This window comes from Methanobrevibacter ruminantium M1 (genome assembly GCF_000024185.1).
Taxonomy (GTDB): Archaea; Methanobacteriota; Methanobacteria; order Methanobacteriales; family Methanobacteriaceae; genus Methanobrevibacter; species Methanobrevibacter ruminantium.
The window spans coordinates 1,822,017-1,848,647 of record NC_013790.1 but is presented as its reverse complement, the minus strand read 5'-3'; the positions used below and the strand labels follow the sequence as shown (position 1 = coordinate 1,848,647).

The window sequence follows — 26,631 nt, the reverse complement described above, 5'->3', positions numbered from 1 at the left end:
AAATAGCTTTCTTTGTAACATTTATAATTATTTGCATAGCTTTTGTTTGTTTATACAAACCATTTTAACTAAAATAAACATTTATAATTATTAGAATTACTATCCAATTTAAGAAAACTCAAGAAAATTAAAATCAAGGTGAAATCATGGAAGAATTATATTATATGATTTATATTATAGTTTTTATAGTAGGATCAATTCTTGGCCTATTATTAAGCTATAAGAAGCATATGGAACCTTTTATAATATCTGAAATTGATGTTTTAACCTTAGTTTTAGCTATAGTCGGATGGTTTTTATTATTAAACCATGGCTTGATTGGATTTGTTAGTTCTGTAATTCTTCTCACCATAGCATTCTTCTGCATTGGTCTTGCAATAGGAAGAAGGCCAGGATATGGTAGAAAGGAAACTGCAATCGGAATTTTGGTTGCAGTAATTGTCTGGATTTTAACATCTGGAGTCATATTTAAATTTTAGAAAGTTTTTAAATTAAAAGATTTAACTTTAAATATTTAAATCTAATTTATATTTATTGTTTATCTAACTAAATTGCTCAAGTGATTTAAATGAATAGTGAAGAAAAATACGAAATGATGAAATTAAGAGTTCTTCATAGTTTTAAATGGGAAAAGGATCTTACCATTCCATTATCTGAAGAATTTGGAATTTCCAAAGAGGAATTTGAAGAAATTCTTATGAATCGTTTTGACATGAGTGATTTGGAAAATATGCATGCTACATTTGAAATAGCAAATAGAGAAAAGATAAAAAGACAGATGCATCTTGATTTAAGACTCTATTGGCTAAGCGATGTTGCTAAATTAATATCTGAAGAGGATGCAGATAGAATTTGCCATCAATTGACAAAGGATGTTATTCAGCATGGCAAAAAATACGAAGATGCCTTAGATGAAGGCAGAGCTCAAATAGTTGAATTATTAAGAGAATAAAATAGTTCATAGGATAAATAAAGAAAATTTATATTTATTAAAATCATTATTAAAAACTTAAATAAAGTTTTAATCATTATTTAAGTAATTATATTTACTAAATCATTATTAAAAGAACAGAATTAAGGTAATTAAAATGCTTAAGAAACTTAAAGATATTGTGAGAAAAAGTTCAATTCATGTCTGTATAGTAAACTGCGGAGGATGCAATGGCTGTGATGTAGAGTTAGTTGCACTTTTGTCCCCAAGATACGACCTTGAACAGTATGGAATCTATGTTCACAATAATCCTCGTGAAGCTGATGTTCTTTTAGTGACTGGTGCAGTTACAGAACAATGGAGAGACAATTTAAGAAGGATCTATGCAAAGGCTCCTGAACCTAAGATTGTGGTTGCAGTTGGAAACTGTCCTCAGTCCGGAGATGTCTTCGCACAGGAAGGGGGAAGAGTTCTTGCTCCGGTTTCAGACTTCATTCCAGTGGATGCAGCCATTCCTGGATGTCCTCCAAGACCAAGTGAAATTCTAGAGGCAGTCTTGACAGTTGCTCCTGGAGCTATTGCAGCTAAAGGAAGAGCTCAAGATGCAAGAAAAGATTAGATAAAGCATTTTAATTAATCATATTTATTGTTACTAAAAGAAGTTGTTGAAAGATCAGATAAAGTCATTTTAATAATTGTTTAACAAAGCTGTTGAAAAAGTATTAGATAAGTAAATAAGGAGTCAGATATTATGATATTACCAATTGGACCAATTCATCCAGGCTTAAAGGAACCTTTAAGGCTTAAGCTTCAAACTCAAGGTGAAAAGGTTATAAAAGCTGAGATTGATTATGGTTATGTTCATAGGGGTATTGAAAAGATTATGGAAGGAAAGACTTGGCAGAAATGTATTTACTTATCTGAAAGAATCTGTGGTATCTGCTCATATGAACACACACAAACATTTGCAGAGACTTTAGAAGGAATCTCTGGTGTACAAGCTCCTCTTAGGGCACAATATTTACGTGTAATCACAAACGAGATAGACAGAATCCAGTCTCACCTGCTTGCAAATTCAACATTCTTCAAGACCCTTGACCATGAGACATTGTTCATGCATGTACTTGCCTTAAGGGAATATGCAATGGACTCTCTTGAACTATTAACTGGAAACAGGGTCAATCTAGGCTGGAATGTTGTTGGAGGGGTTAGAATGGATGCCGATGAGCGTCATTTTAACGCTATCCTTGAAAACATGAAGAAAATCGAAGATGGATTCGACAGACACGTTGCATTGTTTGAAGAGGCTCCTATAGTTGCCTTAAGGGCAAAAGGAGTCGGAGTCATGACTAAGGAAGAGGCCATAAAAGGCCATGCAGTAGGTCCTATCGGAAGGGCTTCAGGCATCAAGCATGACTTAAGAGAGGAACATTATACTTATAAAGATCATTTTGACTTCAAGCCTATTTGGAGAAAGGAGGGAGACAATTATGCCCGTACTTTAAATAGGCTTTATGAAGTGGAGCAATCCATTGACTTGGTAAGGCAGGCCATTGAAAACATGCCAAAAGGAGATATAAGAACTCCTGTAGACATCCCTTCAGGATATGGGGAATGGAGAAATGAGGCCCCTCGTGGAGAGGTAAGATATATGGCTGAAACCAATGGCGATTTAATCAAGAGGATTTCAATTAGAACCCCAAGTATTATGAATATTGATTCATGTGCAAGATATATGCTTAAGGACGTTGCTACAGTTGCTGATGCTGTTTCAACCTATGCATCATCTGATCCTTGCATTGCCTGTACTGAAAGGGTGGCTATAACTGATATTGATTCTGGCAAATATACCACTAAAGACTTTTTTGAGGTGAAATAGATGGATAAGTCTTTTTTAGAAAATCATTATTCTTTTTATTTCAATTTGCCTCTTGAGGAGGTGAAATAGATGTCCTCAATTATTTGGTATATTTATGAATTTGCAAGAAAGACTTGGATAGATGGCTTCTTTGATGCAAAATCCAAAGAGGACATAGCCCATAAGCCAGACAGATTCAGAGATTTTCCTAATGTAATCAAGGAAAACTGCATTGGCTGCGGATCATGCACAGCATCCTGTCCATCTCCAAATGCAATCAAATTAATCAGGGATTCAGATACAGAAGACGCCTTTGGCCTAATCTATCCTGTAATCAATAAGGCATCCTGCATAAGATGCGGGTTCTGCGCTGAAGTATGCCCATCCACTCCAAAGACCTTGGAATGCGGAGAGAATCACTTTATCCGTGAAGAGTTCAATATCATTCCATCTAAGAGAAAATACATTGTAGACGATTACCTATGCATAAGATGTCATAAGTGCATGGACGCCTGTGAAGTGGGAGCAATCGAAGAGTTTGATGATAGGGTTTCTGTAAATCAGTCCAAATGCATTTCCTGCGGCAAATGCCTAGAGGCATGTCCTGTTAAAGGTGCTATGAGAGGAGTATTTGTAAATAACCTGGAAGAGCAAAAGAAAATCATCAACCTTGCTGTAACTACTTTAGAGGATTATATAGAATCAAAGCAGGATGATTTGATTCAATTAGGCACTGACAAGCTATTTTTAGATGAATTACCTTTTAAACCTATTTTTGATAAGTCACTGAATATCCTAAATGATAAGGAAGTGGTTCACGAGGTTTTAGAGGATGCAATCAACAGATTGAAAATCAGAATCATAACCTGGGACAGTGAGAACTGTAAAAAGTGTCAAATGTGCATTCCAGACTGTCCTACCGGAGCAATCTCCTTTGATTATGACAAGGACACCATAGTGAGGGATAAGGAAAAGTGCTTAAGGTGCAGCATCTGCTATCAGACCTGTCCGTTTGGAGTAATCAAGTATTTCTTAGCTAAGTTTAATCTAGATAAAAACGATAATGATGAAGAGGTTATTCACATCTCTGTAAAAGCTTCTCAATTAGCGGAAAGGAGGGCTTAAGATGGTAACTGTCAACCCTATACCAAGACCATTGCGTGATGTTCATATAGAATATGAGATTGATAATGAAAAGTGCATAAATTGCAGTGATAAACCTTGCTTAGGCGTTTGCCCGATTGATGCAGTCTATCAGGATGAAAACACCAAATTAATCAAGTTAGATGAGCACTGCTTTGGCTGTGTATTATGTAGCAATGCATGCCCTTATGATGCAATTCACATAAAGAAGACCTTATCTGAACCTATCCGTGAAAATGTTCCAAACATTAATAAAAAGCTTTGCAGAGCCTGTGGAGCATGCGTTAACGCATGCAAGTCTGGAGCTATCCATCTCAAGTCCACTGGAGGAGAGGAGATGCACAGTGAAATAGATGAGAATAAGTGTATCCGCTGCGGATATTGTTTCAGGGCTTGCCCAACTGATGCAATCAAGTATGGAGAGATTCTTCCAAAGACAGTTAAGGAAGGTAAGACTCTCTGCATTGACCATGACCAATGCATAGGCTGCATGACCTGTACAAGGATATGCCCTTCCAAGGGAGCTATAAATGTCGGAAAGACCAATAAGCTGCCGTTCATTGACCCTGCCTACTGTGCAAGATGTGAAGAATGTATGCATGCCTGCCCTACATATGCAATAGACTATGTTGAAAGGGAGGAGGCATTTGAGTCATTCAATAAAATCAAGACATTGGAGATAGCATCTGAGATATTGGATAGGGATATAAATAAGATATCCAAAGGCATAACCAATATTGACAATGTTTTGGTGAAGCTCCTTGATGACATCTCTAAGGATTATCATTTCGATGACTTTGACTATGAAAACTCAATGGACATTCGAGACGTTCCAAGGGGAATGGAGTTTTCAGATGTTGAGATATTCACATGCACAAACTGCAGATCCATTGTAGTTAATGTTACAGAATACCTGAACGAGCGTTTGAATGCCCAGTTGAATAAGGATTTGGATGTTGTAAAGGTATTGGACCTTGTGGAATTCTTCCCGCCTTCATTAGGAATTGAAGTGGTGGAGGAAAACTGCATAAGCTGCGGATTATGTATGGATGTATGTCCAACCAAGTCAATAAGCCTTGACGGACCTAATCCAATTAAGATAGATACAGACAATTCATGCGTATACTGCGGATTATGTGCCGAGGCCTGTAATTTTGAGGCAATCAAGCTTGCCGAAGAGTTCTTTACAAACAGAAACCATGAGATATTCTTTATTAAAAGAGACCTTAGGGGAAGAAGAAACGGAACTGTAGAGATAAATCATTCCGCTTGCCAATTATGTGAGGTCTGCATTAAGAACTGTCCGGTTGATGCAATGTCAGTTGAAGATGATATGATAACTGTAAATCATGATGAATGTATTTCCTGCAGAAACTGTGAGGGAATCTGTCCGGTAAATGCAGCTAGAGTCTCTACAATATGGCAGTTCTTATAGATTTAACTTATTTTTTATTTATTTTTATTTATTTATTATTTATTATTCTTATTTGATTTATTAAAAAGATTTTATTAGTTTAACAGCTTAATAAACCTATGATGGCTTATTAATTATTCTTAAAAAATTATTATTCAAAAATGATTCATAAAAAATATTATATGAAAAATGAATTTTATCTGTTAATTAAAGAGATTAATCAAAATATGATGTTTATTTATTCAAAAGAGTATTATCCAAAGACAGGAAGATAGATTATGGTAAAAAAGGTTTTTATCACAGATTGTGAAGGTCCATTGACTTTAAATGACAACGCCTATGAACTAGCTGCTGAATTTATTGAAGATGGAGATAAGCTATTCAAGATCATCAGTCGCTTTGACGACTACCTAGTTGATGAGGTTCATCTTGAAAACTATCATGCAGGGGACACTCTCAAGCTTATCGTTCCATTCTATAAGTTAGCAGGGCTTACAAACGAAAAGATGATTGAATTTTCAAGAAATAATATCTATATTGTTGATGGCTCTAAGGACACCCTTAAATTAGCAAATGAGCTTATGGATTCTTATATAGTTAGTACAAGTTATGGCCAATATATTGAAGCTCTATGCAATTATATGAACTTTCCATTTGAAAACACATATCACACACAACTAGATATAGATGGGGCTACTAATTTTAACCAATCTGATAAAAAATCATCAACAATTGGAGTCAAGTCTCCATTGTTTATTGAAGAGCTTAAGAAAGTGGAGGAATTTAGAAAGATAATTCTTGAGCATGGTGATGAAAATGAGGATGACTTCAATGTATTGTATGACATTTTCTTTAATGAGTTTCCAAAGCTTGAAATAAACAAGTATATCCAAAGTGTTAAGACTGTTGGAGGAAAGGGCAAGCAGATTGCAGTTGAGGATATAGTGGAGAGATTATCTCTTGAGGAAGGTTCCATAATCTATATGGGTGACAGCATAACCGATGTAGAGCCTTTGCAGTATGCAAGGGACAATGGTGGTTTATCTGTTAGTTTTAACGGTAACGAGTATCCTTTGAATGTGGCAGAGATAGCTGTTATTTCAGACAATACAATTGTAAGCTCAATTCTTATTGATCTTCATTCCAGATTTGATAAGGATTATGTAATTGATTTTGTGAAAGCATATGCTGAAAAAGGTCCAGATGATGCATTCAAGGATTTTGAAGTTGATTATTCACTTGTTGAAGAGTTTGAAAAGATATTTTATAATAGGCAGGCCCCTATAATTGATATAATTACAGATGAGAATAGGGATTATCTGCTTGGATTAAGCAAGAAGATGAGAAATGGCATTCGGGGTAAGGATATTGGCGGATTAGGATAAATAAAGATGAAAAATTATATTCGCGGTAAGACATTTGTGATAAAGACAAAAAGAGATGAATTTTATGGTAAATTATGATAAGGTTGAAGATACCTTCTTTGAATCATTTGATGGAATGTATATAAGAGCATTGATTACAGCAGAAGACGAATTGACTGTAAAGGAAGCAGCATATGATGCTACAGCTACTCCAAGTGCAGTTATTGGCAGGGTTGAAGCAGGTGTAGAGTCCTTTGTAAGTGGAGATAAGACTCCAGACGGAAGGCCTGGAGCCATTGTTCAGTTCTGGCTTACCGATGACTTGGCTAAGTTTGAAAAGGAACTGTCCTATAGGATTCGCCAGGACATTCTTGTAAAGCCATTTACAAGGGTATTCAGCATAACTGAAAATCCGGTAGGTTCAATTCCTATGATGGAAAGCGTAGGCCATTGCGGTGACGGCTATGAATGGGAAATCGAGGAGTATGGAAGAAAGATGATCAATGTTCCTATTGCAGTTCCCGATTTTCAAATCGAGTCAGAGCTTGCTTATGCAGAAGGAATCATGGGAGGAAACTTCTGGTATATGTGTTCCACTAAGGAAGCTGTATTGAAGGCAGGAAGAATAATAATAGACACCATTATGGAAGTTGATGGGGTCTGCACTCCATTTGGAATATGCTCTGCAGCCAGCAAGCCTGAAACAAACTTCCCAGAGATTGGTCCAAGCACTAATCATCCTTATTGTCCTTCTTTAAGGGAAAGACTTGGCAAGGAGTCAAAGGTTCCAGAAGGAGTAAACTATATTCCAGAGATTGTTATTAATGCAGTAAGTCAGGAAGCTATGAACTTGGCTATTAAGAAGGCTGTTGATGCCATTATTGACATAGGTGGTGTTGAAAGGATTTCCGCTGGAAACTTTGAGGGCCAGTTAGGAGAGCATAAGACCAATTTGCTTGATATCTTAAAGGAATGAATTGGGTTATGTATTTCCCTTAAAATGGATTAAACTTTCTCAGAATGAATAAAAATTAATTATCTTCGAAAACAAGTTAAGAAGTGACTTAAATGGATGAAAAGGATTTAAAATCTTCAAATAATGTGACTGCTGAGGATTTAGGCGTTGATGAGATAGTCTATGATGCAATCAATGTAGATGTCATCGGCTTTGGCGCATTGAATGTGGATAAGCTTTACCGTGTTGGCCATATTGCAGAGATTGATGAAGAAAGCTTCATCAAAGGAGAAGAGCAATCTCCAGGTGGTTCTGCAGCCAATACAATAATCGGCCTATCTAAGCTTGGATGCTCCACATCTTATATCGGAAAGATAGCAGATGATGAGGAAGGAGACCTATTGGAATATAACCTTATGGTCAATAATGTCTATCTGACAAATCTTATCTATGCCGATAGTGGCAATTCAGGCAAAGTACTTGGATTTGTCTCAGATGAGGGAGATAGGGCATTATATGTCGACCCTGGAGTAAACGATGACATAACTATTGATGAGATTAATCCATTGAATGTAAATGCCTGCAAGATACTTCATTACACCTCCTTTGTAGGGGATTCCTTTAATGCTCAAAAGGAATTGCTCAATGTCTTAGGTGATGATATTGTATTAAGCTTTGATCCTGGAATGCTATATGTTAAAAAGGGAGTCTTAGAACTTAAGGAAATTCTTGAAAGAACTAATATTCTTCTCATTAATGAAAATGAACTGAAAATCCTCTTTGAAGATCATTATAAGGAAAAATTATCTGTCTCTAAGGATTTGACCTTTAGGGACTTGGCAGTTTTCATCCGTGATGATGGCATTGATACAGTTGTTGTAAAAAGGGGAGAAAATGGAGTCTATGCAATAAATAAAGATGATGATGAGGTTAAGGCACCTGCATTCAAGTGTGAGGCAGTTGATACAACTGCTGCTGGAGATTCCTTTAATGCAGGCTTCCTGTATTCATATCTTAAGGGCTATGATTTGGCTAAATCATGTCTGATTGCTAATTGGGTGGCTTCTAGGTCTGTTCAGGCAATTGGAATATCTGGATTGCCTAATCTGGAAGAGCTGGAAGAGTTCATATCTTCCTTATGATTAGTGAGATTAATTCTTTTGTGAAAATAATTCTTTTGTGAAAAAATAGTAAAAATTTATAATGTTTTCTATATGAAATTTAAGTTTTTGTACAATAGTTTATAAAATAATTGACTGATTGTATAATAGAGAAAAATTATAATAAATTATTTAAATTAATTTATAAAAATATATAATTATAATGTTTTTATGCTAGATTAAAAGTTATTAAAATTTTGATAGTTTAAATCTAATTAATGAAGTATTAATAAGATTTATTTGACCGTGATTATTAGATTAAAATTTACTCTATAATGGGGAATTAAAATGGAAATTAAACTAAAAAAGCAGATTGAAACCTTAGAGAGGGAAATAACTCTTAAATCTGTAGATTTAGATGAAGATATTGAAGATTTTAATGTGGATATTCATAGCTATGAAGATAATGACAAGCTCATTACCATTTCACCTCGCTGTGTCAGATGCAATCTTTGTGTAGAGGAATGTCCCATTAATGTAATCAGTTCTTCCACTTGGCTTAAAAGGGCTAAGATTGGCGAAGGCTGTGTGCAATGTGAAATCTGCGCTCAGACTTGTCCTGTTTCATGCATTTATGTATGGGATGGGGAAACTGTAATTAAAGAGGATGATTCTGTAGAATACACCTTAAAAGAGCTTAAGGTTCCCCATAGAAATCTTAAAATGGAAGACATTTCCATAAATCGTGAAGTCTGCATTGGCTGTGGCTCTTGCCTGAAGTATTGTCCTACTAATGCAATATCCCTTAGAAGCAAGGAGTTTATTGAAGCCCATGGAGAGGAATGCCCTGAAGTTGGAGCCATTGACTCTGAACATGGTCATATGTATTCATATATTGATAAGGACCGCTGCTGCGGTTGCGGATCTTGTGCAAACTTATGCATTCAGGGAGCAATCACTCTTAAGAGAGATTTAGGTCCTGTGGTTATTTACAGCCACCTTGATGTAAATCAGGACATCTGTGTGGCCTGTGAGCTATGTGAGGATAACTGTCCCGTCGGCGCCATAAAGGTGGTTGATGGTGAGATAGTTCTTAATAATGACAAATGCATAAGATGTAAGGAATGCAGTTCAAGGTGTCCTGTAGGTGCTTTGAATTTGGTTTCAGATAATTAGGCTTGTAATTTGTTTAATTATTGATTTTATTCAATTGTAATTTATTCAATTTGTAAATTTACTAAAGTCTAAAACCTTATATTTAAAAAAATAATATTTACAGATTTTTAAAAAAATAATATTTACAGATTTTTAAAAAAATAATATTTACAGATTTTTAAAAAAATAATATTTACAGATTTTTAAATCTTATAATGGAGAAGTGTTTTAAATGAAAGCTAAAGAGATGATGGATAAGAAATTTGTTTATGTATCAAAAGACGATACAATAGAAGCTGTTTCTATAAAAATGGAAGAATCTAAAAGATTCACTGCCCCTGTTTTAGATAAGGACATGAAATTGGAAGGATGGATTACTTCATTCAACATTACAAAAGGCTTGCGCGAAGGCAAGAAACTGATTTCAGAGGTAATGGATCCTGTTGAGAACATATTGGCCATTAAGGAAGATGAGGCTGCAAAGAATGCGGTTATTGAAATCTCAAAGCATAAGCTAATCAGCGTTCCTATCATTGATGATGAAAATAAGGTCATTGGAGTATGCAGATCTGTAGATGTGGTTGATTCAATGTCTTCCCTTTATGACATTAAGGTTAGCAAGATTTATGAAGCTATGGAAAAAGAGCTTAAAGGGGTTACTTGGGATGAATTGATGGAGGCTTCTGCTAAAATCAGTACAAGAACCACAGGGGTAAAGATCACTGCTGAAGAATATGAGAAGAATATTCAGAATGCCACTTTCGGTGAAGCGATTTGGGCAACTGGTGGACTTGAAAAGTTCTTTGCAGGTCTTATTTCAGTTGGAGAAATTGTAATTGCACGTAAAGTAGGCCGTGCAAGACGCTAGATTTAAAATCTCTTTAGATCTTTTAATTTCTCCTTATTTTTTCTTTTTTAGTCTTTTATTAATGTTTTTTTTATTATATAATTTATTTTTATACTTTTTTTATAATGCACTGTGTTTTAGATACTTTTTTTTATTTTCAATTTTTTTTATAAAAAGAAGAAGATGCCTATTTTTATAAAGTGTTTATTATATTTTTTTTAACCAGTTTAGAAAAGTTATTTTTTATTTCTAAGCTGTCTTAATGGCTTTGTCATCTTCCAACTGTTTGAAGACATAATCTCCTTTTGCTTTTTTCTCAATTTCCTGTTTTCAGATTCGAGCTTATTTACTTGGTTTTCAAAAAGGTCCTCTTCTTCCTTCTTTTGAGCCAATGCCCAGCTATTGTCATTTAAGATCTTGAAATTATGATAATTAGGATGGGTCTTAACTAGCATATCATATACCTTTTTAATTTGAGGGGTTTCCTGTTCTTCCTTTGACATGGCAAGAACTCTTGGAGACTGGCTCATAGAGGGGCTTCGTGAAAAGCTCCAGTTATAATCATCAAATATTATAATTCCTCCAGGCTTTAATAGCTTATCCACTAAAAGGAATGCAAATCCGTCATTGTTCCAATCGTGGGCGCCGTCAATATAGCAAAAGTCAAATATAGGTCCGTTATTTTCCTCAATCAGCTTCATCAATCTCCAATTGTATGAAACCGCTTCAAAATAATAGGTCACATATTCTTCAAGCCCTGTCTTTTTTAATAATTCCTCTATGTTAGGATTACGGGTTTTAGCTGTAGTATTGTCTATGGTTGTCAAGTGACCTTTTCCCATATCCTTAAGTGTGGATGCAAAGTAACAGGAGGACACTCCATGTGCAAAGCCTAATTCCAATATCTCGGATAGGTCGTTAGTCTTTAAGAGATCGTCTAAAAGCCTTGCCTCTTTCATATTCATTCCAAAAACATCTTTGATAAGTTCGTGTGTATGTTCTATCTCCATTATAACACCATTTGCCAAGTAAAATCTTAAGTTTATCTTATGAGTATATTTAAGCTTATCTTAAGTTTATTTTTTATTTTTTTAAGCTATTTTTTTAAGATTATTTTTTAGTTTTATTTAAACTTTAATTATACTTTAATTATATTATAATATTTATTTGCATTGTTATATAATTTTTTAATATGATGTTTATGATTTGTTTTATGATTTGTTTTATGATTTGTTTTATGATTTGTTTTATTATTTTGCGGTGTTGATTTTTTAAATTTTTTTTTCAATGGTTTTTAAATACTTTTATTAATCATAAAAACATATTTAATAACATATAAACTATTATAATTATTTATCAATTAACTGGAATTTTAAGTGATTTTTATGTCCAAATATAACGAATATCAAGATAAAACTATTTTAGTAACTGGTGGAGCAGGCTGTGTAGGCAGCAACTTAACTAGAAAATTAGCAGAGCTTGGTGCAGAGAAAGTGATCATTTTAGATAATATGTCCTCTGCATATGAATGGAATGTGCCAACCAACGAAAACGTTGAGCTTATTCAAGGGGACATCCTTGATGATGAGGAGTTAAAGCGCGTATTTAAGATGAAGCCGGACTATGTATTCCATTTGGCAGCTCACTTCGCTAATCAAAACAGTGTGGACAATCCGGAAACCGACTTGATGGTTAACGGCATAGGCATTCTAAAGGTGCTTCAATATGCACAGCTCACTGGTGTTGAAAGATTTGTATACTCATCCTCTGGCTGTGGAGTATATGGGCTTGACTCTAAGATGCCTTTTGAAGAGCATGACATATCCATTTCCTTGCACACCCCATATCAGGTTACTAAGCTTCTTGGTGAATTATATACCAATTATTTCCATAACCTATATGACATGCCTATTGTAAATGCAAGGTTCTTTAATGTATTCGGCCCAGGGGAAGTTCCAGGAAAATACAGAAATGTAATTCCTAATTTCTTCTATTGGTCCATGACCAAACAGGCATTGCCTATTACAGGAGACGGAACCGAAACAAGGGACTGGACCTTTGTTGGAGATATCGTCAACGGCCTTTTGTCAATGGGAGTTGAAGAGGAAGCGATAGGTGAAGCGATAAACCTAGGTTCAGGTAAGGATCACAGAGTAATTGACATGGCAAACAAGGTCAACCAACTCACTGGAAATGAAGAGGGCATCGCCTATGTTGCAAGACGTAACTGGGATGCTAAGACCAAGCTTTTATCTTCAATTGATAAGGCAAAGGACATTCTTGGTTATAAGCCTACCGTATCCTTTGATGATGGTTTAGAAAGAGTTTACGGTTGGTTTACAGACAACTGGGAAGACATTGAAAGAGATGCTGAATTTTAAGTAGTCTCTTTTATTTTTTATTTTAAATTTATTTTTCCTTTCTTTTTGAAAATACTTATTTTTTCTTTTTTTGTTTTAAGATTCTATTTTTTCATATGTGTCTTTATTTTTATTTTTTTCTTTTTTAAGCTTTTTTATAATTTAGTATTTGGATTATTTTTTTATATAAATCATTTATTTTAATTTTTTTTTAATTTTATGATTAAAAGTTAAGACTTCTTATTAATTATTTAATGGTGAAACATTTTTGTAAACTATGTTTTTATGGATGCATTATAGTTTTAAAAGAAAAAAATAAATGAATATTTCTCTTAAAGATAAAAGAATGTTTGGTAAAAAATAATAAACTATACTAACGATTTTTATCCACCAACATATTTTTTCCTATCTTAAAATTTTTTTTTAAGAGACATAATTAAACTATAAATATTTAGAAAAATTTATATATGCATTATCATATATTATAATGTGTCCTATTTTTTATAGGAATAAAATTTTATTAAATATTTTTACTTTTTGGTGAAATTATGAAAAGGAATATTTATTTTATTATTTTATTAGTTACACTATTTTTAATCAGTATGAGTGTTGTTAGTGCAGCAAATGATGCTGATGTCTCTTATATTGATGATGAAATAGTTTCTGATGAATATTTAGAACTTTCTGATTCTGAAATGGGCATTTCGGATATAGATTATGATGATATTGAATCCGATATGCTTGAAAATGAAATCAAGGAGAATGGATTGTCAGATAATAATGATGTTCTTAAAAGTAATTTACCTGAAAATGAATTTAAGGAATCAAATTATAATGAGTATTATGAGGATATAATGAATTCTAATTCCCAAAAGTATGGGGAATTCATTAATTTCTTGATTAACAATAAATCATTTGAATTTAGAGAAAATTCCTTAAGTGAAGACGGTTATTTTCTTTATGCAACTAAGAACTATACTCTTCGGTTATGGGATGGTGTAAATTACACTATTTTAAAAGATGATTATTATTTTGCTTCAACCGCTGAAAAATCAGGCTATTTTGTAAATGAGAGTTTTTACGATGATATAATATATTACCATGAATATAACTATTATCTGGATGAAGAATTCTTAGGATGGCTGATGTGGAACGCTAACTATAAAAAAGTTTTCGTGTCAGGTTCAATAGAAGATAAAGTTGATATCTCCTCAGTAGTCAATCCTGAAAAGGGAGGATCTCCTAAAAGTGGCAATCTACCAAGTTCTTATGATTTAAGGGATTATGGATTTGTAACTCCAGTGAAAGATCAGGGAAATACTGCTAATTGTTGGGCTTTTGCCACAATGGCTGCTTTAGAGTCACATCTCTTAAAAACTGAAAATACATCATATACCCTTTCCCCTCAATGGGATTTCTCTGAAAATAATTTGAAGAATGTGATGAGTTCCCTTGGACGAAACGGTACAGATAAGTTAGTAAATAGTGGGGGGAATATGTTAATGTCTTTAGCATATCTTATTCGTTGGAGTGGCCCTATAAATGAATCAGATGATCCATATAATTCTAACTATACTAACATTAGTGAGGATGTTTATCCATTAAAGCATGTTCAAGGAGTAAAATTCATTCCTAATCGTCAAAATTATTTGGATAATGATTATATAAAAGAATCAGTCCTAGAAAATGGGGCAGTTTATATTAGTATGTATTGGGATTCTTTTTTTGAAAAGAATGATGCATATTATTTTTATAATGGAAGTGGTTATAATTTTAATTCAAATTATATGCATGCTGTAACTATTGTTGGTTGGGATGATAATTATCCTAAAAATAATTTTTTAATACAATCTGAAGGTATGGGTAATGGAGCATTTATAATTAAAAATAGTTGGGGCACAAATGCGGGGAATAATGGTTATTATTATGTTTCCTATTATGATCAAATGTTAGGTTTTGATAATACATATGCCGGCTTTGCTTTTACAAATGTTGAAAATGTGACAAATTATGATTATAATTATAACTACAATCCTTTAGGCTTTACAAATGTTTTTCCTGTTAACAGCACTAGTGCGAAATTTGCTAACCAATGGGCTGCATTAAAAAGCGGAACATTAAAATCTTTTGGTCTATATGTTGTAAGTCCATCTATTTGTACAGCTAATTTGATTGTTAATGGAATTTCTATTGGAAACACTACAAGTTATTTATCTAGTGCAGGTTTTCATACTATTCTATTTAATCAAGCAGCATATGTTAATGTAGGTCAAACATTTAGGGTTGAAATTACTTTACAACATATCGGGTCTTCACATACTTATATTCCTCTTGAGGAAAGAATTGAAAATTATTCCAATGTTGTTTCCGGATACAATCAATCATTTTTATGGTTAAGAAAAAATGGTGTAGATCAATGGGTGGATTTAAAGACTGAAGTGGATAATGCCAATATCTGTTTGCATGTTTATACTGAATGTATTGAAGGATTGCTTGAAACTCATGTTCGTAGTAACAATCTGGTTACTTATTTTAATACCAGCAGTTTAAATGCAACCCTTGTTGACGGATCAGGAAATCCTATAGCAAATAAACTAATATACTTTAAACTATTAAATGTGACATATAACAGAACTACAGATAGTAATGGTAAAGTAAGCTTGCCAATACATTTAAATCCGGGATCATATAAATTTTTAATAAGTTTCCTAGGGGATAGCATTTACCATAAATCCAATCGTCTTGTCAATGTAAAAGTAAATAAGATGCATACAAACATTAATCAAAATGTCAGTACGGTTCATCAAGGAGAATATTTAGGTTTAATATTAAAAGATAGCAATGGAAAAGCATTATCCGGACAAAAAGTTGCATTCTGTCTCCTCAGTGTCACTTACAACAGAACTACAGATAGCGCTGGAAAAGCAAAGCTTTTAATAAGATTAAATCCAAGAAAATACACATTCACTCTAAAATTCTTCGGAACAGCAGGTTACTATGCATGCAACAAAACTTTCAATCTAACAGTTCTCAGTGCCAAATCAGGACAATCTTATGAAATGGGCATAGATGATTATGATGGAAAGAACATTGATGAGAACATTATAATTAATAATGAAACTTTTGAAAGTTCGGATGTAGTGAATAATGACATAATGTATATGTATAATGACACTCAATATTATAATATAATTAATGAAGATAAAGGTTATTATAATAATCATTCAAATGATATCAATTTTGAACTATTGGATAATGATCAAAACTATATATACTCTGATTTAAATCTTTTAGAACTATTGAATAATGATCAAAACGATATATGCTTTGATTTAAATCTTTTAGAATATATTGATTTTGATAAAACAGATTATTATAACGATAATCTTTATAATCTCGAACATTATTATATGAAAGATTCATTAACCGAAAATGAAGATTTATACATTTGTGAAAATAAGCTAAATATTCATGATTTAAATCAAATAAAGATAGGAGGTATTTAAATGAAGAAAAATTTAAGCTTAAAAAATATTTTAATTTTATCATTAATCTTCCTTTTTGTATTAAGCATAGGATCTTCATTTGCAACAGAAGATTTAAATACAACAGGAGATAACAATCTAATAGATGATAATGCCATGGCAGACACATTATCTGATGAAAAAGAGATAAGCTATCAAAAGCCATTAATGTCTGATGAAAACTCTAATTCAAATAATGGATCCGATGAGGAAAAGGTTATAAGTTCCAATAATAGTAAATCAGAGAGTTTTCTTATCATACGTCCTAACGAATCTTCTATTACAGTATTAGGAGGTAATTTTCAAGATTTGCAAGATGCAATTGATTATGCTTCAGATAATTATACAATATATCTAATTTGTAATATGTTGGGTGAAGGAAAACCGATTATTGTTAATAAGAGTGTAGTCATTGAAGGAAATGGCCATACTTTAGACGCTAACTATTCATCTAGAATTTTCTGCATTTTGTCTGATAATGTAGTATTAAAAAATTTAGAACTTATTCATGGCTATCAAAGAGCTTATGATTCTTATAAGTTAAGGCCATATGATAGTAAAAACTTTGATAATGCCCCTGCTTTAACTCAGGAGTTCTTTGATTATAGTGTCCCTCCTCTTAATTCAACTGATGATATTGAATATGGTTGGGGTCCTGCTATTAAATGGCTTGGAAACAATGGGACATTGATTGACTCTGCAATTTTAAATAATAAGATTGATTATGCTAATGATATTGGGGAAGGTAAAGCCGTATCCTGGCTTGGAACTGGCGGAAGAATAATTAATACATTTATGGTGTCTAATGAGTATCATCATTTTTTTGTTCCTTGGGGAATTGTTGGCTATCAGCAAAAGTCTGAAGGAAAGGTTTTAGATACTTCTCCTCATGGGGTTTATTATGGCAATATTGAAGGAAATGTGTATTTTCTTGATGTGGCCTTAAATGTTTTGCCTAATTTGGATGTTAAAAATGTCACTTCATATTATGGTGAAGGCAAAAAGATTTCATTTAACTTGAATCATGGCAATGCGTCCTTCGTCAATGAAAGTCTTGAACTCAGCATCCTTTCAAAGAAATATAACTATACATTTAATGTTTTCTCTGATGAAAATGGAAATTTTGAGTTTAACTTGCCTAAAAACTTAAGCGTTGGAAGCTACAATCTTATAGTGGGATTCAATGATGGCAAAAACAATATCAGTTCAAATACCACTGTAAAGATTAATAAAGCTACTGTAAGCGTTTCAGCACCGGATTTCAAGGCCCAATATTACTCCGGCGCCAAATACACTCTTAAGCTTATCAATGCCAAGACCAAAAAGCCTATAAGTGGCATGAAAGTAAACTTGAATGTCTATAACGGCGAGAAAGTCAAGACTTATACAGTCAAAACCAATAATAAAGGAATAGCCACCTTTGATAAGTTCACACTCCCAAGCGTAATATATGACGCTGGAAAACATAAGGTGACCATTTCTGTTGATAAGAGTTATGACTTAAGCAAGAAAGAGTTCACTGTCCAGATTTCCAAAGCAAAGACAGACATTAAGCTTTCAAAAACAAGCTTCAAATATAAGAAATCAGACAATCTTAAAATATCCATCAAAAACCAGATTAAAAAAACAGCCATTTCAGGCTTAAAACTTAAGGTAAAGGTTTACACAGGCAAAAAATACAAGACCTACACTTTAAAGACAGATAAGAATGGAATGGTTAAGATAAATACCAAAATCCTTTCAAAAGGAAGTCATAAGATTCAAATAACATCAGAGGATAAAAGATATCTGGTATCAAAGACCACTTCTATAAAAGTGGCATAGATATTTGAAGATTTTTAATTGTCTTTTTAAATTCCATTTTTATTAAAATTCAATTATTATGGCTTTTTTAAAAAGACAATATTTAATTTTTTTAATCACTGTTTTTATCTTTTTTTAATTCTTTATAAGGTTTTTAAACTTATTAGGGTTCTTTTTTAAATTATTTGTATTATCTGCTTTTAGTTAGATTTATTTTATTCTTTTTATTTCACTGGATTTGCTTATTTTTCTTTTTATTTTAGTTAAATTAGTTTATTTACTTTTTTAAATAAAATTATCATTTCATTAAGAATATAATAAATAGTTTCACATTGAAACAAGTTAAAAGTTAGGATATGATTTGATAATTTATAAAATAGAAAAAAGGATAAGATTTTAATTATTTAATAAAAATAAAAATAGAAAAAGAGTAAGGTTAATTATTTAATAAAATAAGAATGGAAAAAGAGTAAGATTATTAATTATTTAATAAAAATAAAAATAGAAAAAGAGTTAAATGATTTAAAAGCCAAATAAACTTGAGATATTAGACCCGCTAACATTCATTTGGCTGGAATTATATAATTGAGTTATATTATTCATGCGAGTCATATTGAAAGGATCTAAAACCATATTTATATCCAATTGTCCATTTAAGATTAAAACACCTATTAAAGCATATTCTATTAATAGAATAACCAATTGGATTAGTCCATGCCTTCTGGCATTCTTATCTTTTCTTGTAATTAGATAAATTGCAAAGACAAATCCTATAAGTCCGCCTAATATTGCAAACAGGTATCCTAAAAGTATGGCAAGCCTATGTTTAGGTTTTTGGAGATTATCTGGCATTTCATTTAATCTGACCACTTGTTTCTTGCCAGGTCTCCCATCATTGGTCATTGATCTTATAAAAAAGAGATTGTCATTGTTGTCTTCTTCATTATAATCATCAAAGTAAGTTCCACAATAGATGCAGAAATCTAAGCTTCCATCATTCATTTTTCCACATCTTGGACATATTATAGCTGCCATCTTTATCACTACTTGCTTAATATTATTTTGTTTTTACAATTTTTTTAGATATATTTTTTTGACTTATTTGTTGTAATACTTTCAAATATTTAGTTACGTTATTAATTTAATTTTTATATGATTTAAAGTTTTTTATAAATTTTTATAATTTTAATATGGTTTTATATAGTAAATTGTTCGGACCTATTTTTTAAAGCAATATTAATCTTCCTTATTCAATCCACAATCGCTGCAAACTCTCTCTTGAATGCTTATTATGCCTCCGCATGACGGACATTCCCAATTTAACTTGTCTTCAAGCATTATCCTATTTATTCCAGTGTAAGTGATTCTTTTTGCATTATCCAATGTTGAGTAATTGTAGCGTTTTTTATAGTTCTTGTCCTGCTTTTTCATAAGCTTGCATGGAAATTCACTGCATCTGCCACAGTATTTTACCCTCTTCGTCTCCAGACATTTTTTTATCTTGCATTTTAAGGCATTCTTTGTCTTGTTTGGACTGTCAATCAGGCATCCAGGGCATGGGTTTGACTTGGATATGTGCTTTATGCAAAGCTTGCAATTCATTCCGCAAGGTGCAAACATCATATTGTCTATCTTTTCAGGCATCTTCATAATCGAATCTCCATTTCAAATATTATTTATGTCTTTTAATTTTTATAAAATTGTTGATTGAATCTTTTCTTGAAATGCTATTTTTTTAGATTCTCTTCAATATCATTATGAATTGTTTTTTAAAAAGCATCCCTTTATTTTAAAATTCCATTTTATTAAAAATTAAAAAACCTTTTAATATGACTAATTTTAAAATAATATTAGACAATATTTAAAGGGGGAAAATTATGAATTCCAAGGGAAAATATCTTGTTTTATTTCTTATTTTAATATTATCATTTAGCATAATCTCTGCTTCATTTGCTTATACTGGAACTGGATTTTCTCATGACATTCCATTTTCCAAATACTCAAGCCAGTCAAACAGTGATATCCTAAATAAATACAATAATACAGATTGCCATAGCGAAATCAAAGGAATATGTACTTATGTGGCAGATGGGGACACCATCGATGTTGAAGGTGTTGGGAGAGTTCGTTTTGTAGGTGTCAATACTCCAGAACGTGGCGTCACAGCATATATCTGCTCCAAGCGTTTTGTTCAAAAGTTCTGTCTGAATAAGGAAGTCAGCCTGGATGTAGATGACTCTAAGAGAAACGATAGATATGGAAGAACATTGGCGGTGGTCATTGTAGATGGCAAGAACCTGAATGAAATGCTTTTAAAGGAAGGCCTTGCTGAGATCATGTACATTCCTCCAAGTGAGTTCTATCCATATGACTGGTCTTCAGACTCCACTACAAGCTCATCCTATACGTCAGGCAGCAGCTCTTCAAATAGCGGAGGGTCCTATTCATCAAGCAGTTTTACAAGCGGTTCTACAGTCTCTGCTCCTTATGTTGGAAGTGCAAACAGTCATAAGTTCCATTATTCCACTTGCAAATGGGGAAAGAAGATCTCTGATAAGAATAGGGTGACTTTCAATAGCAGGTCTGATGCGATAAGTCAGGGTTATGCTCCTTGTAAGGCATGTCAACCTTGATTAGCTATATACATTCTTTTTAACTTATTTTACTATTTTTTTTAGTTTTTAACTCATTTTTTATTCATTTACTTTTTTTAGTTTTTAACTTATTTTTCACTTATTTGCTCATTTTTTTTAACTTATTTTTCTATGGATTTTTGAATTATCCTCAGTCTTAATTTTTACATTTTAACTAGCAAAATTATTAAATAATATCTTATTTAAAGATATACTTAAAGGATTCTAAGCAAGATTAAGCTTATCCATTTAATGAGAGTGAGTATTATGAAAGAAGAAGTATTCTACGGAAAAGGCATGGAAAGAGTAAAAAAAGAAGATGAAGGTTTATATCAAGCTATTGTAGGATTAAACGAAGCTGTATGGAATGGAAAAGTCTTGGATTATAAGACTCAAAAATTGATTGCAATTGGAATAGCCGCATCCAATGCAGATAGCCGTGCAACTGAAAGGCAGATTATGAGCGCTAAAAAGGAATTGGGAGTCACTCGTGATGAAGTTGTAGATGTATTGAAGGTTGTTTTATTGACTTCTGGCATGCAGCCATTCAACAAAGCCTTGCAGATTGCAAATAAGGTATTTGAATAATTGGGGCGTTCCTTAGTTTGTATTAATTTTTTATTTATTAATTTTATTTACTATTATTTTTTTTATCTTTTAATGGATGTAAGACTATGGGCGAAAAGGTTTTTTATGGAAAAGGGATTCGCAGAATCAAGGAAGAAGACCCTCAATTATATGATTCTATTGAAAACTTGGATAAGAATATTTGGAATGCCAATTCATTGGATTATAGGACTCAAAAGTTGATTGCAATAGCAATTTCAGCTACAAATCCTGAAAGTTCTTCATTCCTAAAGCAATTATCCAAGGCTAAAAAAGAGCTTGATATCAGTCGTGATGAAGTTATGGATGTTTTAAAGGTAGTTCTTCTGACATCTGGGATGATGCCCTTTAATAAGGCTTTAGAAGTGGTCAATAAGTTATATGACTAATCATTAATATTTAGAAGAAAAATTATTTATTTTAATTTTCATTATTTTTTTAATCTTAAATTATTTATATTAATTAAGATTAATATAGTAATAACTAAAATAACTTAAGTATTACTATTAATGTTTTAAGTCTTTATTGATTTGTATGGTTGGTATGGTTGGTATGATTTGAATGATAAAGGCTTTTTTAAAGTTTAAAGTTATTTTATAATCAAAAAGGTGATAATATGTCACATCCACATGTTGAGTCAATAAACAATATGAACGCCTCTTCTTTAATTGGCATTATGGAAGAGTCTAAAATTACTTATGTACGTGAAAATCTGGATATTCATTTGCATGCTAGTCAGATAAAACTGTTAAAGCAGGTTAGAAAACATGAAAAGCCTCATCATAAACGCATTAGAGTTAAACGTTATGAGCAAGCGGAAAAATCAGACTTATTCAATTTGCATTTGGATTTGTATTTGAATAATTATAAGAAGCTTGCTAAGAAAGGATTGATTGAAATCGATGAAGATCCTGAAAACGGTCTTCCTTATGACTGCGCTTTAACTGAAAAAGGAAAAGAAGTTTTAGATGATATCGATAGGCTTGAGAAGGATTGGGAAAAAGTTGTCCACATTGATGATAATGATTTGGAAGCTTTAAAGAGAATAGCTCTTGATTCCTTTGAAATCTCTTATCAGCATAAGAAAAAGCAAAACTTTATTTTTTAAATGATTCTTTTTCCCTTAATTTAAAATTATTTTTCTTAAATTTCTTATTTTTTAATTTATTCTTTTATAGTTCTATTTTTTTTATTTTCTTGTTTTTAGGCTTGTTTTTTTTATTTATTCTTTTTATAGTTCTATTTTTTTTATTATAATTATTTATTTTTTAACAATTTTCATTCTCTTTCCAAGATTTTAAAGACCTTTTCAATTGAATCAGCTATTTTAAAAGTCTTCTTATCTCTTCCAGCCCTAATGACTCCTTCTTCTATCATAAAATCAATCATCTCAAGCATATGATCATAATAATTAAACATATTAAATATCACAATCTTCTTATCATGCCTATTTAGCTTCTTTAGCACGATTACTTCATAAAACTCATCAAGGGTTCCTATTCCTCCAGGGGCTATAATGAATGCATCTGAATTTTCCAAAAAGAGCTTCTTTCTCTCATCCATTGATTCTGTATAGATGAACTCATCACAATCCTTGCAGATTCCTTCAAACTCTTCCATCCATTCAGGGGCTATTCCCAAGACTTTTCCATGATTGTCTATGGCTCCTTTTGATACAGCTCCCATAATTCCTGTAGAGCCTCCTCCGAATACAAGATCATGGCCTCTTTTAGCTATTTCCTCCCCTAACTTATATGCTTCATCTGTATATTTTGATTTTATTTGAGTGCTTCCAGCACCATAAACGCAAATTCTCATAATATTGCTCCTTTATTATTCTCCTAAAAACTTATTTTATATCTTTTATTATAAATAGTTTTATTACCTTTTTCACACCCTAAATTCTTTATATATTTAAATAAAAACTAACAAATATTAATTTAATAATTGGAATAACAGGTGAATTTATGAAAATATTGGTAGTGCAGGAATCAGACTGGCTTAAGAGAAACCCTCATCAGCAGCACCATCTAATGGATCGCATGGTGCTACGTGGACATGAAGTAAAAGTTATCGATTATCCAATCGATTGGCCTAAAGAAGACTCAAAAGGACTTATCTTTCATAGGGAAGTCCACGAAAATGTCTCTAAGGTAAAGCCAGAGGCAGACATAGAGGTTATACGTCCTTCCTTCATAAAGGAGCCAGGGCTTAACTATGCCTCCCTATACTTCACACATAAAAAGGAAATCAAAAAGCAGATAGATGAGTTCAAGCCAGATATCATCATGAGCCTAGGGCTTCTAAATGCATACACAGGTTCAAAGCTTGCTAAGCAGCATGGCATTCCATTCGTATACTACCTTATTGATGTGCTATATGCACTTATTCCAGAGAAGGCATTTCAGTCATTCGGCAAGAAGGTAAACATGAAAGCGATAGAGAACTCAGACCTTGTAATCACTATCAATCAAAAGCTTAAAGAACTGGCAATGGAACTAGGTTCAAAACCAGAAACTACCATTTTGATTGATGCTGGAATTGATTTAAATGACTTTGACCCTCAGCTTGATGATTCCAACATAAGAAATATGTATAATATAAGTGAAGATGACACAGTCCTATTCTTTATGGGTTGGATCTATGAATTTGCAGGAATGAAGGAGCTTGCAATGGAGCTTGGAAAGAATAAGGAAAAATATCCTCATATGAAGATTCTAATTGTAGGGGACGGCGATGCCTATGATAGGATGGTGGAGATAAAGGAGGAGTATGATCTTGGTGACCAATTGATTCTCACTGGAAAGCAGCCTTATGAGAGGATACCTGAATTTTTAGCCTCTGCAGATTTCTGTCTTCTTCCGGCTTATATTGATGAGGAAATCATGCAGGATATCGTTCCAATCAAGCTTTATGAGTATTTAGCTATGGAAAAGGTTGTTATAGCAAGTGAGCTTCCGGGCATTTCCAAGGAGTTTGGATATGGAAATGGAATAGAGTATGTTCAAAAGGCAGAGGAGGTTCTCGAGACAGCTCAAAGGATACTTGATGAGGGAAGATATGAGGAGATTTCTAAAAAAGGAAGGGAATATGTAAAGTCAAACGATTGGGAAGCCATTACCGATAAGTTTGAGAATGCTCTTGAGGAGCTTATTAAATAAATTTATTCTCTTTTTATTCAGAATAATTTAAATTCATACTTATTTAATCAAACCAATTGCTAATAAGAGTTTATAAATAAAAATAGTTAAGAGGAATATTATGGATTATGATGTAATATACATTGGAAGCGGAAATGCATCTTGGCAAGGTGCTAGGTTCTTGAGAAAAGAGGGTCTGAAGATTCTAATTATAGAAAAAAGCTTATATGGTGGTACATGTGCTAATAGGGGCTGTAACTCTAAGGCCTTGCTTGATGCTCCATATGAAATCAAGGCATTTGCAGATAACTTTGAAGGCTATGGCAAGTCTGGCAATTTTGAAGTGGATTGGCCTGCCCTTATGAAGCTCAAAAGAAAAAGAATAGCAAACATGGCTCCTTTCTTGGACGGCAAATATAAGGAATATGATTTGGATGTTGCCCATGGGGAAGGATACATTGTGGATGAGCATACAGTGAGAGTTGGTGATAAGACATTCACAACAGATAAGATAGTAATCTGTACTGGCTTAAAGCCAATCATTCCTGACATTAAGGGAAAGGAGTATCTTCATGACAGCACTGACTTTTTAGACATTGAAGAGCTTCCTAAACATGCAATCATTATTGGAGGAGGCTTTGTTGGAATGGAGTTTGCATCAATCCTTGCTGAGGCAGGGCTTGAAGCGGATGTGATCATCAGAGGAAACATGGCCTTGAAATTCTTCCATCAGCCTTATGTTCAAAATGTAATCGAGATCCTAAAGGAAAAGAACATTCGATTCCACTTCAATGAGACTGTAAATGAAGTCATTAAGGATGATTCTGTGGTCATTGAAAATCCAGAGGAGAGAGTTAATATCTTCGAAAACGCTCAGAATACTGATGATGATTTAAGGGACCCAGATGCAAAGGTGGACAATAAGGCTTATGAAAATGCATTCACTGTCAACTGTGATAGCGGACTTAGCTTAACCGGCGACTATGTTATTGCAGCTATGGGAAGAACAGCCAATGTGGATACAATAGGCCTTGAGAATGTTGGCTTGGATTATACAAAAGCCGGAATAAAGGTAAATAACTATTTGCAGACTGCTGTACCTAATATCTATGCATGCGGAGATATTGCAGATACTGGAATTGCAAAGCTTGTGACTGTTGCAATCCATCAGTCCAAATATCTTGGAAAGGCATTGTTAGGGGATGCTGAGGAAATAGTCTATCCTGTTGTTCCGGCAGTTGCATACACAATCCCTAGAATAGCAACAGTAGGTGTTCCAGCCTATATTGCAGAACAAAGCGATGAATATGATGTCCATAGGATAAGATATGGAAAGTCATATTCCCTTGAGCTTAAAAATGACACAAGATCAGAGGCAAAGGTCATTGTAGATAAGGATTTAAATATAGTTGGTGCTGAAATATATGCTGCAGATGCTGAAAACGTGGCAAATATGTTTACTTTTATAATCAATCAAAAGATTACTCTTGAAGAGCTTGATAATATGATTTATGCATTCCCTTCAAGCAGTTCTGTTTGTTTGTATAAATTGCATAATATTCATTATAAGTTCTAGGAATAATTTTTATATTTGATTTTAAGGTTTAATTTCATAAATTCAAATTCGATATATTCTATGATTTTCATAATTTTTAATTTGAAATATTATAAGTTAAATTGTATGATTTTCATAAAAATCTTTAAATCGTGCTTTGTTTAGTTTAGAATAAGTTTAAATATATGTTTTTATATAATATTCATTAAAGATTAATTCTTTATCAATTTGTTTAATAAATCT

General features: G+C 32.8%; 24 protein-coding genes. 20 read left to right on the top strand and 4 right to left on the bottom strand.

Annotation, left to right across the window (positions count from 1 at the left end; genetic code table 11):
• The first annotated feature begins 146 nt into the window (after nt 1-146).
• The 11 genes from MRU_RS07000 (at nt 147) to MRU_RS06950 (ending at nt 10,788) form a co-directional block, all read left to right on the top strand.
• The gene (locus MRU_RS07000; RefSeq protein ID WP_012956200.1) at nt 147-479 is read left to right on the top strand and encodes a DUF2104 domain-containing protein; all 333 of its coding nucleotides are present in this window, start codon (nt 147-149) and stop codon (nt 477-479) included.
• Between the two features lie 89 nt (nt 480-568).
• On the top strand, nt 569-952 hold the full coding sequence (locus MRU_RS06995) for a DUF1959 domain-containing protein (protein ID WP_012956199.1): 384 nt from the start codon (nt 569-571) through the stop codon (nt 950-952).
• A 136-nt stretch (nt 953-1,088) separates the two neighbouring features.
• On the top strand, nt 1,089-1,550 hold the full coding sequence (locus MRU_RS06990) for an NADH-quinone oxidoreductase subunit B family protein (protein ID WP_012956198.1): 462 nt from the start codon (nt 1,089-1,091) through the stop codon (nt 1,548-1,550).
• A 132-nt stretch (nt 1,551-1,682) separates the two neighbouring features.
• The gene (locus tag MRU_RS06985; RefSeq protein ID WP_012956197.1) at nt 1,683-2,810 is read left to right on the top strand and encodes a hydrogenase large subunit; all 1,128 of its coding nucleotides are present in this window, start codon (nt 1,683-1,685) and stop codon (nt 2,808-2,810) included.
• Nucleotides 2,811-2,879: 69 nt separating this feature from the next.
• Nucleotides 2,880-3,914, top strand: coding sequence for a 4Fe-4S binding protein (locus MRU_RS06980; RefSeq protein WP_012956196.1), 1,035 nt, complete (start codon nt 2,880-2,882; stop codon nt 3,912-3,914).
• Nucleotide 3,915: 1 nt separating this feature from the next.
• Complete coding sequence (locus tag MRU_RS06975; RefSeq protein WP_012956195.1) at nt 3,916-5,367, top strand: 4Fe-4S binding protein; 1,452 nt, start codon at nt 3,916-3,918, stop codon at nt 5,365-5,367.
• Nucleotides 5,368-5,624: 257 nt separating this feature from the next.
• Nucleotides 5,625-6,731, top strand: a complete 1,107-nt coding sequence (locus tag MRU_RS06970) for a membrane protein (protein ID WP_012956193.1) — start codon at nt 5,625-5,627, stop codon at nt 6,729-6,731.
• Between the two features lie 64 nt (nt 6,732-6,795).
• A complete protein-coding gene (locus MRU_RS06965) occupies nt 6,796-7,686 on the top strand; it encodes a formylmethanofuran--tetrahydromethanopterin N-formyltransferase (protein ID WP_012956192.1) in 891 nt (296 codons plus the stop codon).
• Nucleotides 7,687-7,778: 92 nt separating this feature from the next.
• Nucleotides 7,779-8,807, top strand: a complete 1,029-nt coding sequence (locus MRU_RS06960; protein WP_012956191.1) for a carbohydrate kinase family protein — start codon at nt 7,779-7,781, stop codon at nt 8,805-8,807.
• Between the two features lie 306 nt (nt 8,808-9,113).
• Nucleotides 9,114-9,941, top strand: a complete 828-nt coding sequence (locus MRU_RS06955) for a 4Fe-4S binding protein (protein ID WP_012956190.1) — start codon at nt 9,114-9,116, stop codon at nt 9,939-9,941.
• Between the two features lie 211 nt (nt 9,942-10,152).
• Nucleotides 10,153-10,788 carry a CBS domain-containing protein gene (locus MRU_RS06950; RefSeq protein WP_012956189.1) on the top strand — a complete coding sequence of 212 codons (636 nt, stop codon included), beginning with the start codon at nt 10,153-10,155 and terminating at the stop codon, nt 10,786-10,788.
• A gap of 215 nt (nt 10,789-11,003) precedes the next feature.
• On the opposite strand, the gene MRU_RS06945 is transcribed toward MRU_RS06950, so the two are convergent.
• The gene (locus MRU_RS06945; protein ID WP_012956188.1) at nt 11,004-11,777 is read right to left on the bottom strand and encodes a class I SAM-dependent methyltransferase; all 774 of its coding nucleotides are present in this window, start codon (nt 11,775-11,777) and stop codon (nt 11,004-11,006) included.
• Between the two features lie 375 nt (nt 11,778-12,152).
• Here MRU_RS06945 and MRU_RS06940 point away from each other — a divergent pair, with 375 nt between their 5' ends.
• From MRU_RS06940 to MRU_RS06930, 3 genes are all read left to right on the top strand, one after another.
• On the top strand, nt 12,153-13,148 hold the full coding sequence (locus tag MRU_RS06940; RefSeq protein ID WP_012956187.1) for an NAD-dependent epimerase/dehydratase family protein: 996 nt from the start codon (nt 12,153-12,155) through the stop codon (nt 13,146-13,148).
• A 581-nt stretch (nt 13,149-13,729) separates the two neighbouring features.
• Nucleotides 13,730-16,633: a C1 family peptidase gene (locus MRU_RS06935; protein WP_171776167.1), complete on the top strand. Its 2,904-nt coding sequence runs from the start codon at nt 13,730-13,732 to the stop codon at nt 16,631-16,633.
• On the top strand, nt 16,634-18,475 hold the full coding sequence (locus tag MRU_RS06930) for an MSCRAMM family protein (protein WP_012956185.1): 1,842 nt from the start codon (nt 16,634-16,636) through the stop codon (nt 18,473-18,475).
• Between the two features lie 501 nt (nt 18,476-18,976).
• Here MRU_RS06930 and MRU_RS06925 read toward each other — a convergent pair.
• The gene (locus MRU_RS06925; RefSeq protein WP_012956184.1) at nt 18,977-19,489 is read right to left on the bottom strand and encodes a DUF7575 domain-containing protein; all 513 of its coding nucleotides are present in this window, start codon (nt 19,487-19,489) and stop codon (nt 18,977-18,979) included.
• Between the two features lie 201 nt (nt 19,490-19,690).
• Nucleotides 19,691-20,104 carry a DUF3795 domain-containing protein gene (locus tag MRU_RS06920; protein WP_012956183.1) on the bottom strand — a complete coding sequence of 138 codons (414 nt, stop codon included), beginning with the start codon at nt 20,102-20,104 and terminating at the stop codon, nt 19,691-19,693.
• A gap of 227 nt (nt 20,105-20,331) precedes the next feature.
• Between MRU_RS06920 and MRU_RS11220 the strand changes: the two genes are divergently transcribed.
• The 4 genes from MRU_RS11220 (at nt 20,332) to MRU_RS06900 (ending at nt 22,801) form a co-directional block, all read left to right on the top strand.
• On the top strand, nt 20,332-21,087 hold the full coding sequence (locus MRU_RS11220; protein WP_012956182.1) for a thermonuclease family protein: 756 nt from the start codon (nt 20,332-20,334) through the stop codon (nt 21,085-21,087).
• Nucleotides 21,088-21,354: 267 nt separating this feature from the next.
• On the top strand, nt 21,355-21,675 hold the full coding sequence (locus MRU_RS06910; RefSeq protein ID WP_048812462.1) for a carboxymuconolactone decarboxylase family protein: 321 nt from the start codon (nt 21,355-21,357) through the stop codon (nt 21,673-21,675).
• A gap of 86 nt (nt 21,676-21,761) precedes the next feature.
• On the top strand, nt 21,762-22,082 hold the full coding sequence (locus MRU_RS06905) for a carboxymuconolactone decarboxylase family protein (RefSeq protein WP_012956180.1): 321 nt from the start codon (nt 21,762-21,764) through the stop codon (nt 22,080-22,082).
• Between the two features lie 227 nt (nt 22,083-22,309).
• The gene (locus MRU_RS06900; protein ID WP_012956179.1) at nt 22,310-22,801 is read left to right on the top strand and encodes a hypothetical protein; all 492 of its coding nucleotides are present in this window, start codon (nt 22,310-22,312) and stop codon (nt 22,799-22,801) included.
• A gap of 170 nt (nt 22,802-22,971) precedes the next feature.
• Here the strand turns inward: MRU_RS06900 and MRU_RS06895 are convergent, their stop codons facing one another.
• The gene (locus MRU_RS06895) at nt 22,972-23,511 is read right to left on the bottom strand and encodes an LOG family protein (protein ID WP_012956178.1); all 540 of its coding nucleotides are present in this window, start codon (nt 23,509-23,511) and stop codon (nt 22,972-22,974) included.
• A gap of 149 nt (nt 23,512-23,660) precedes the next feature.
• On the opposite strand from MRU_RS06895, the gene MRU_RS06890 reads away from it, so the two are divergent.
• Entirely contained in the window at nt 23,661-24,854 is a 1,194-nt protein-coding gene (locus tag MRU_RS06890; RefSeq protein ID WP_012956177.1) for a glycosyltransferase, read from the top strand.
• A 100-nt stretch (nt 24,855-24,954) separates the two neighbouring features.
• A complete protein-coding gene (locus MRU_RS06885) occupies nt 24,955-26,409 on the top strand; it encodes a dihydrolipoyl dehydrogenase family protein (RefSeq protein WP_012956176.1) in 1,455 nt (484 codons plus the stop codon).
• Nucleotides 26,410-26,631: the final 222 nt, after the last annotated feature.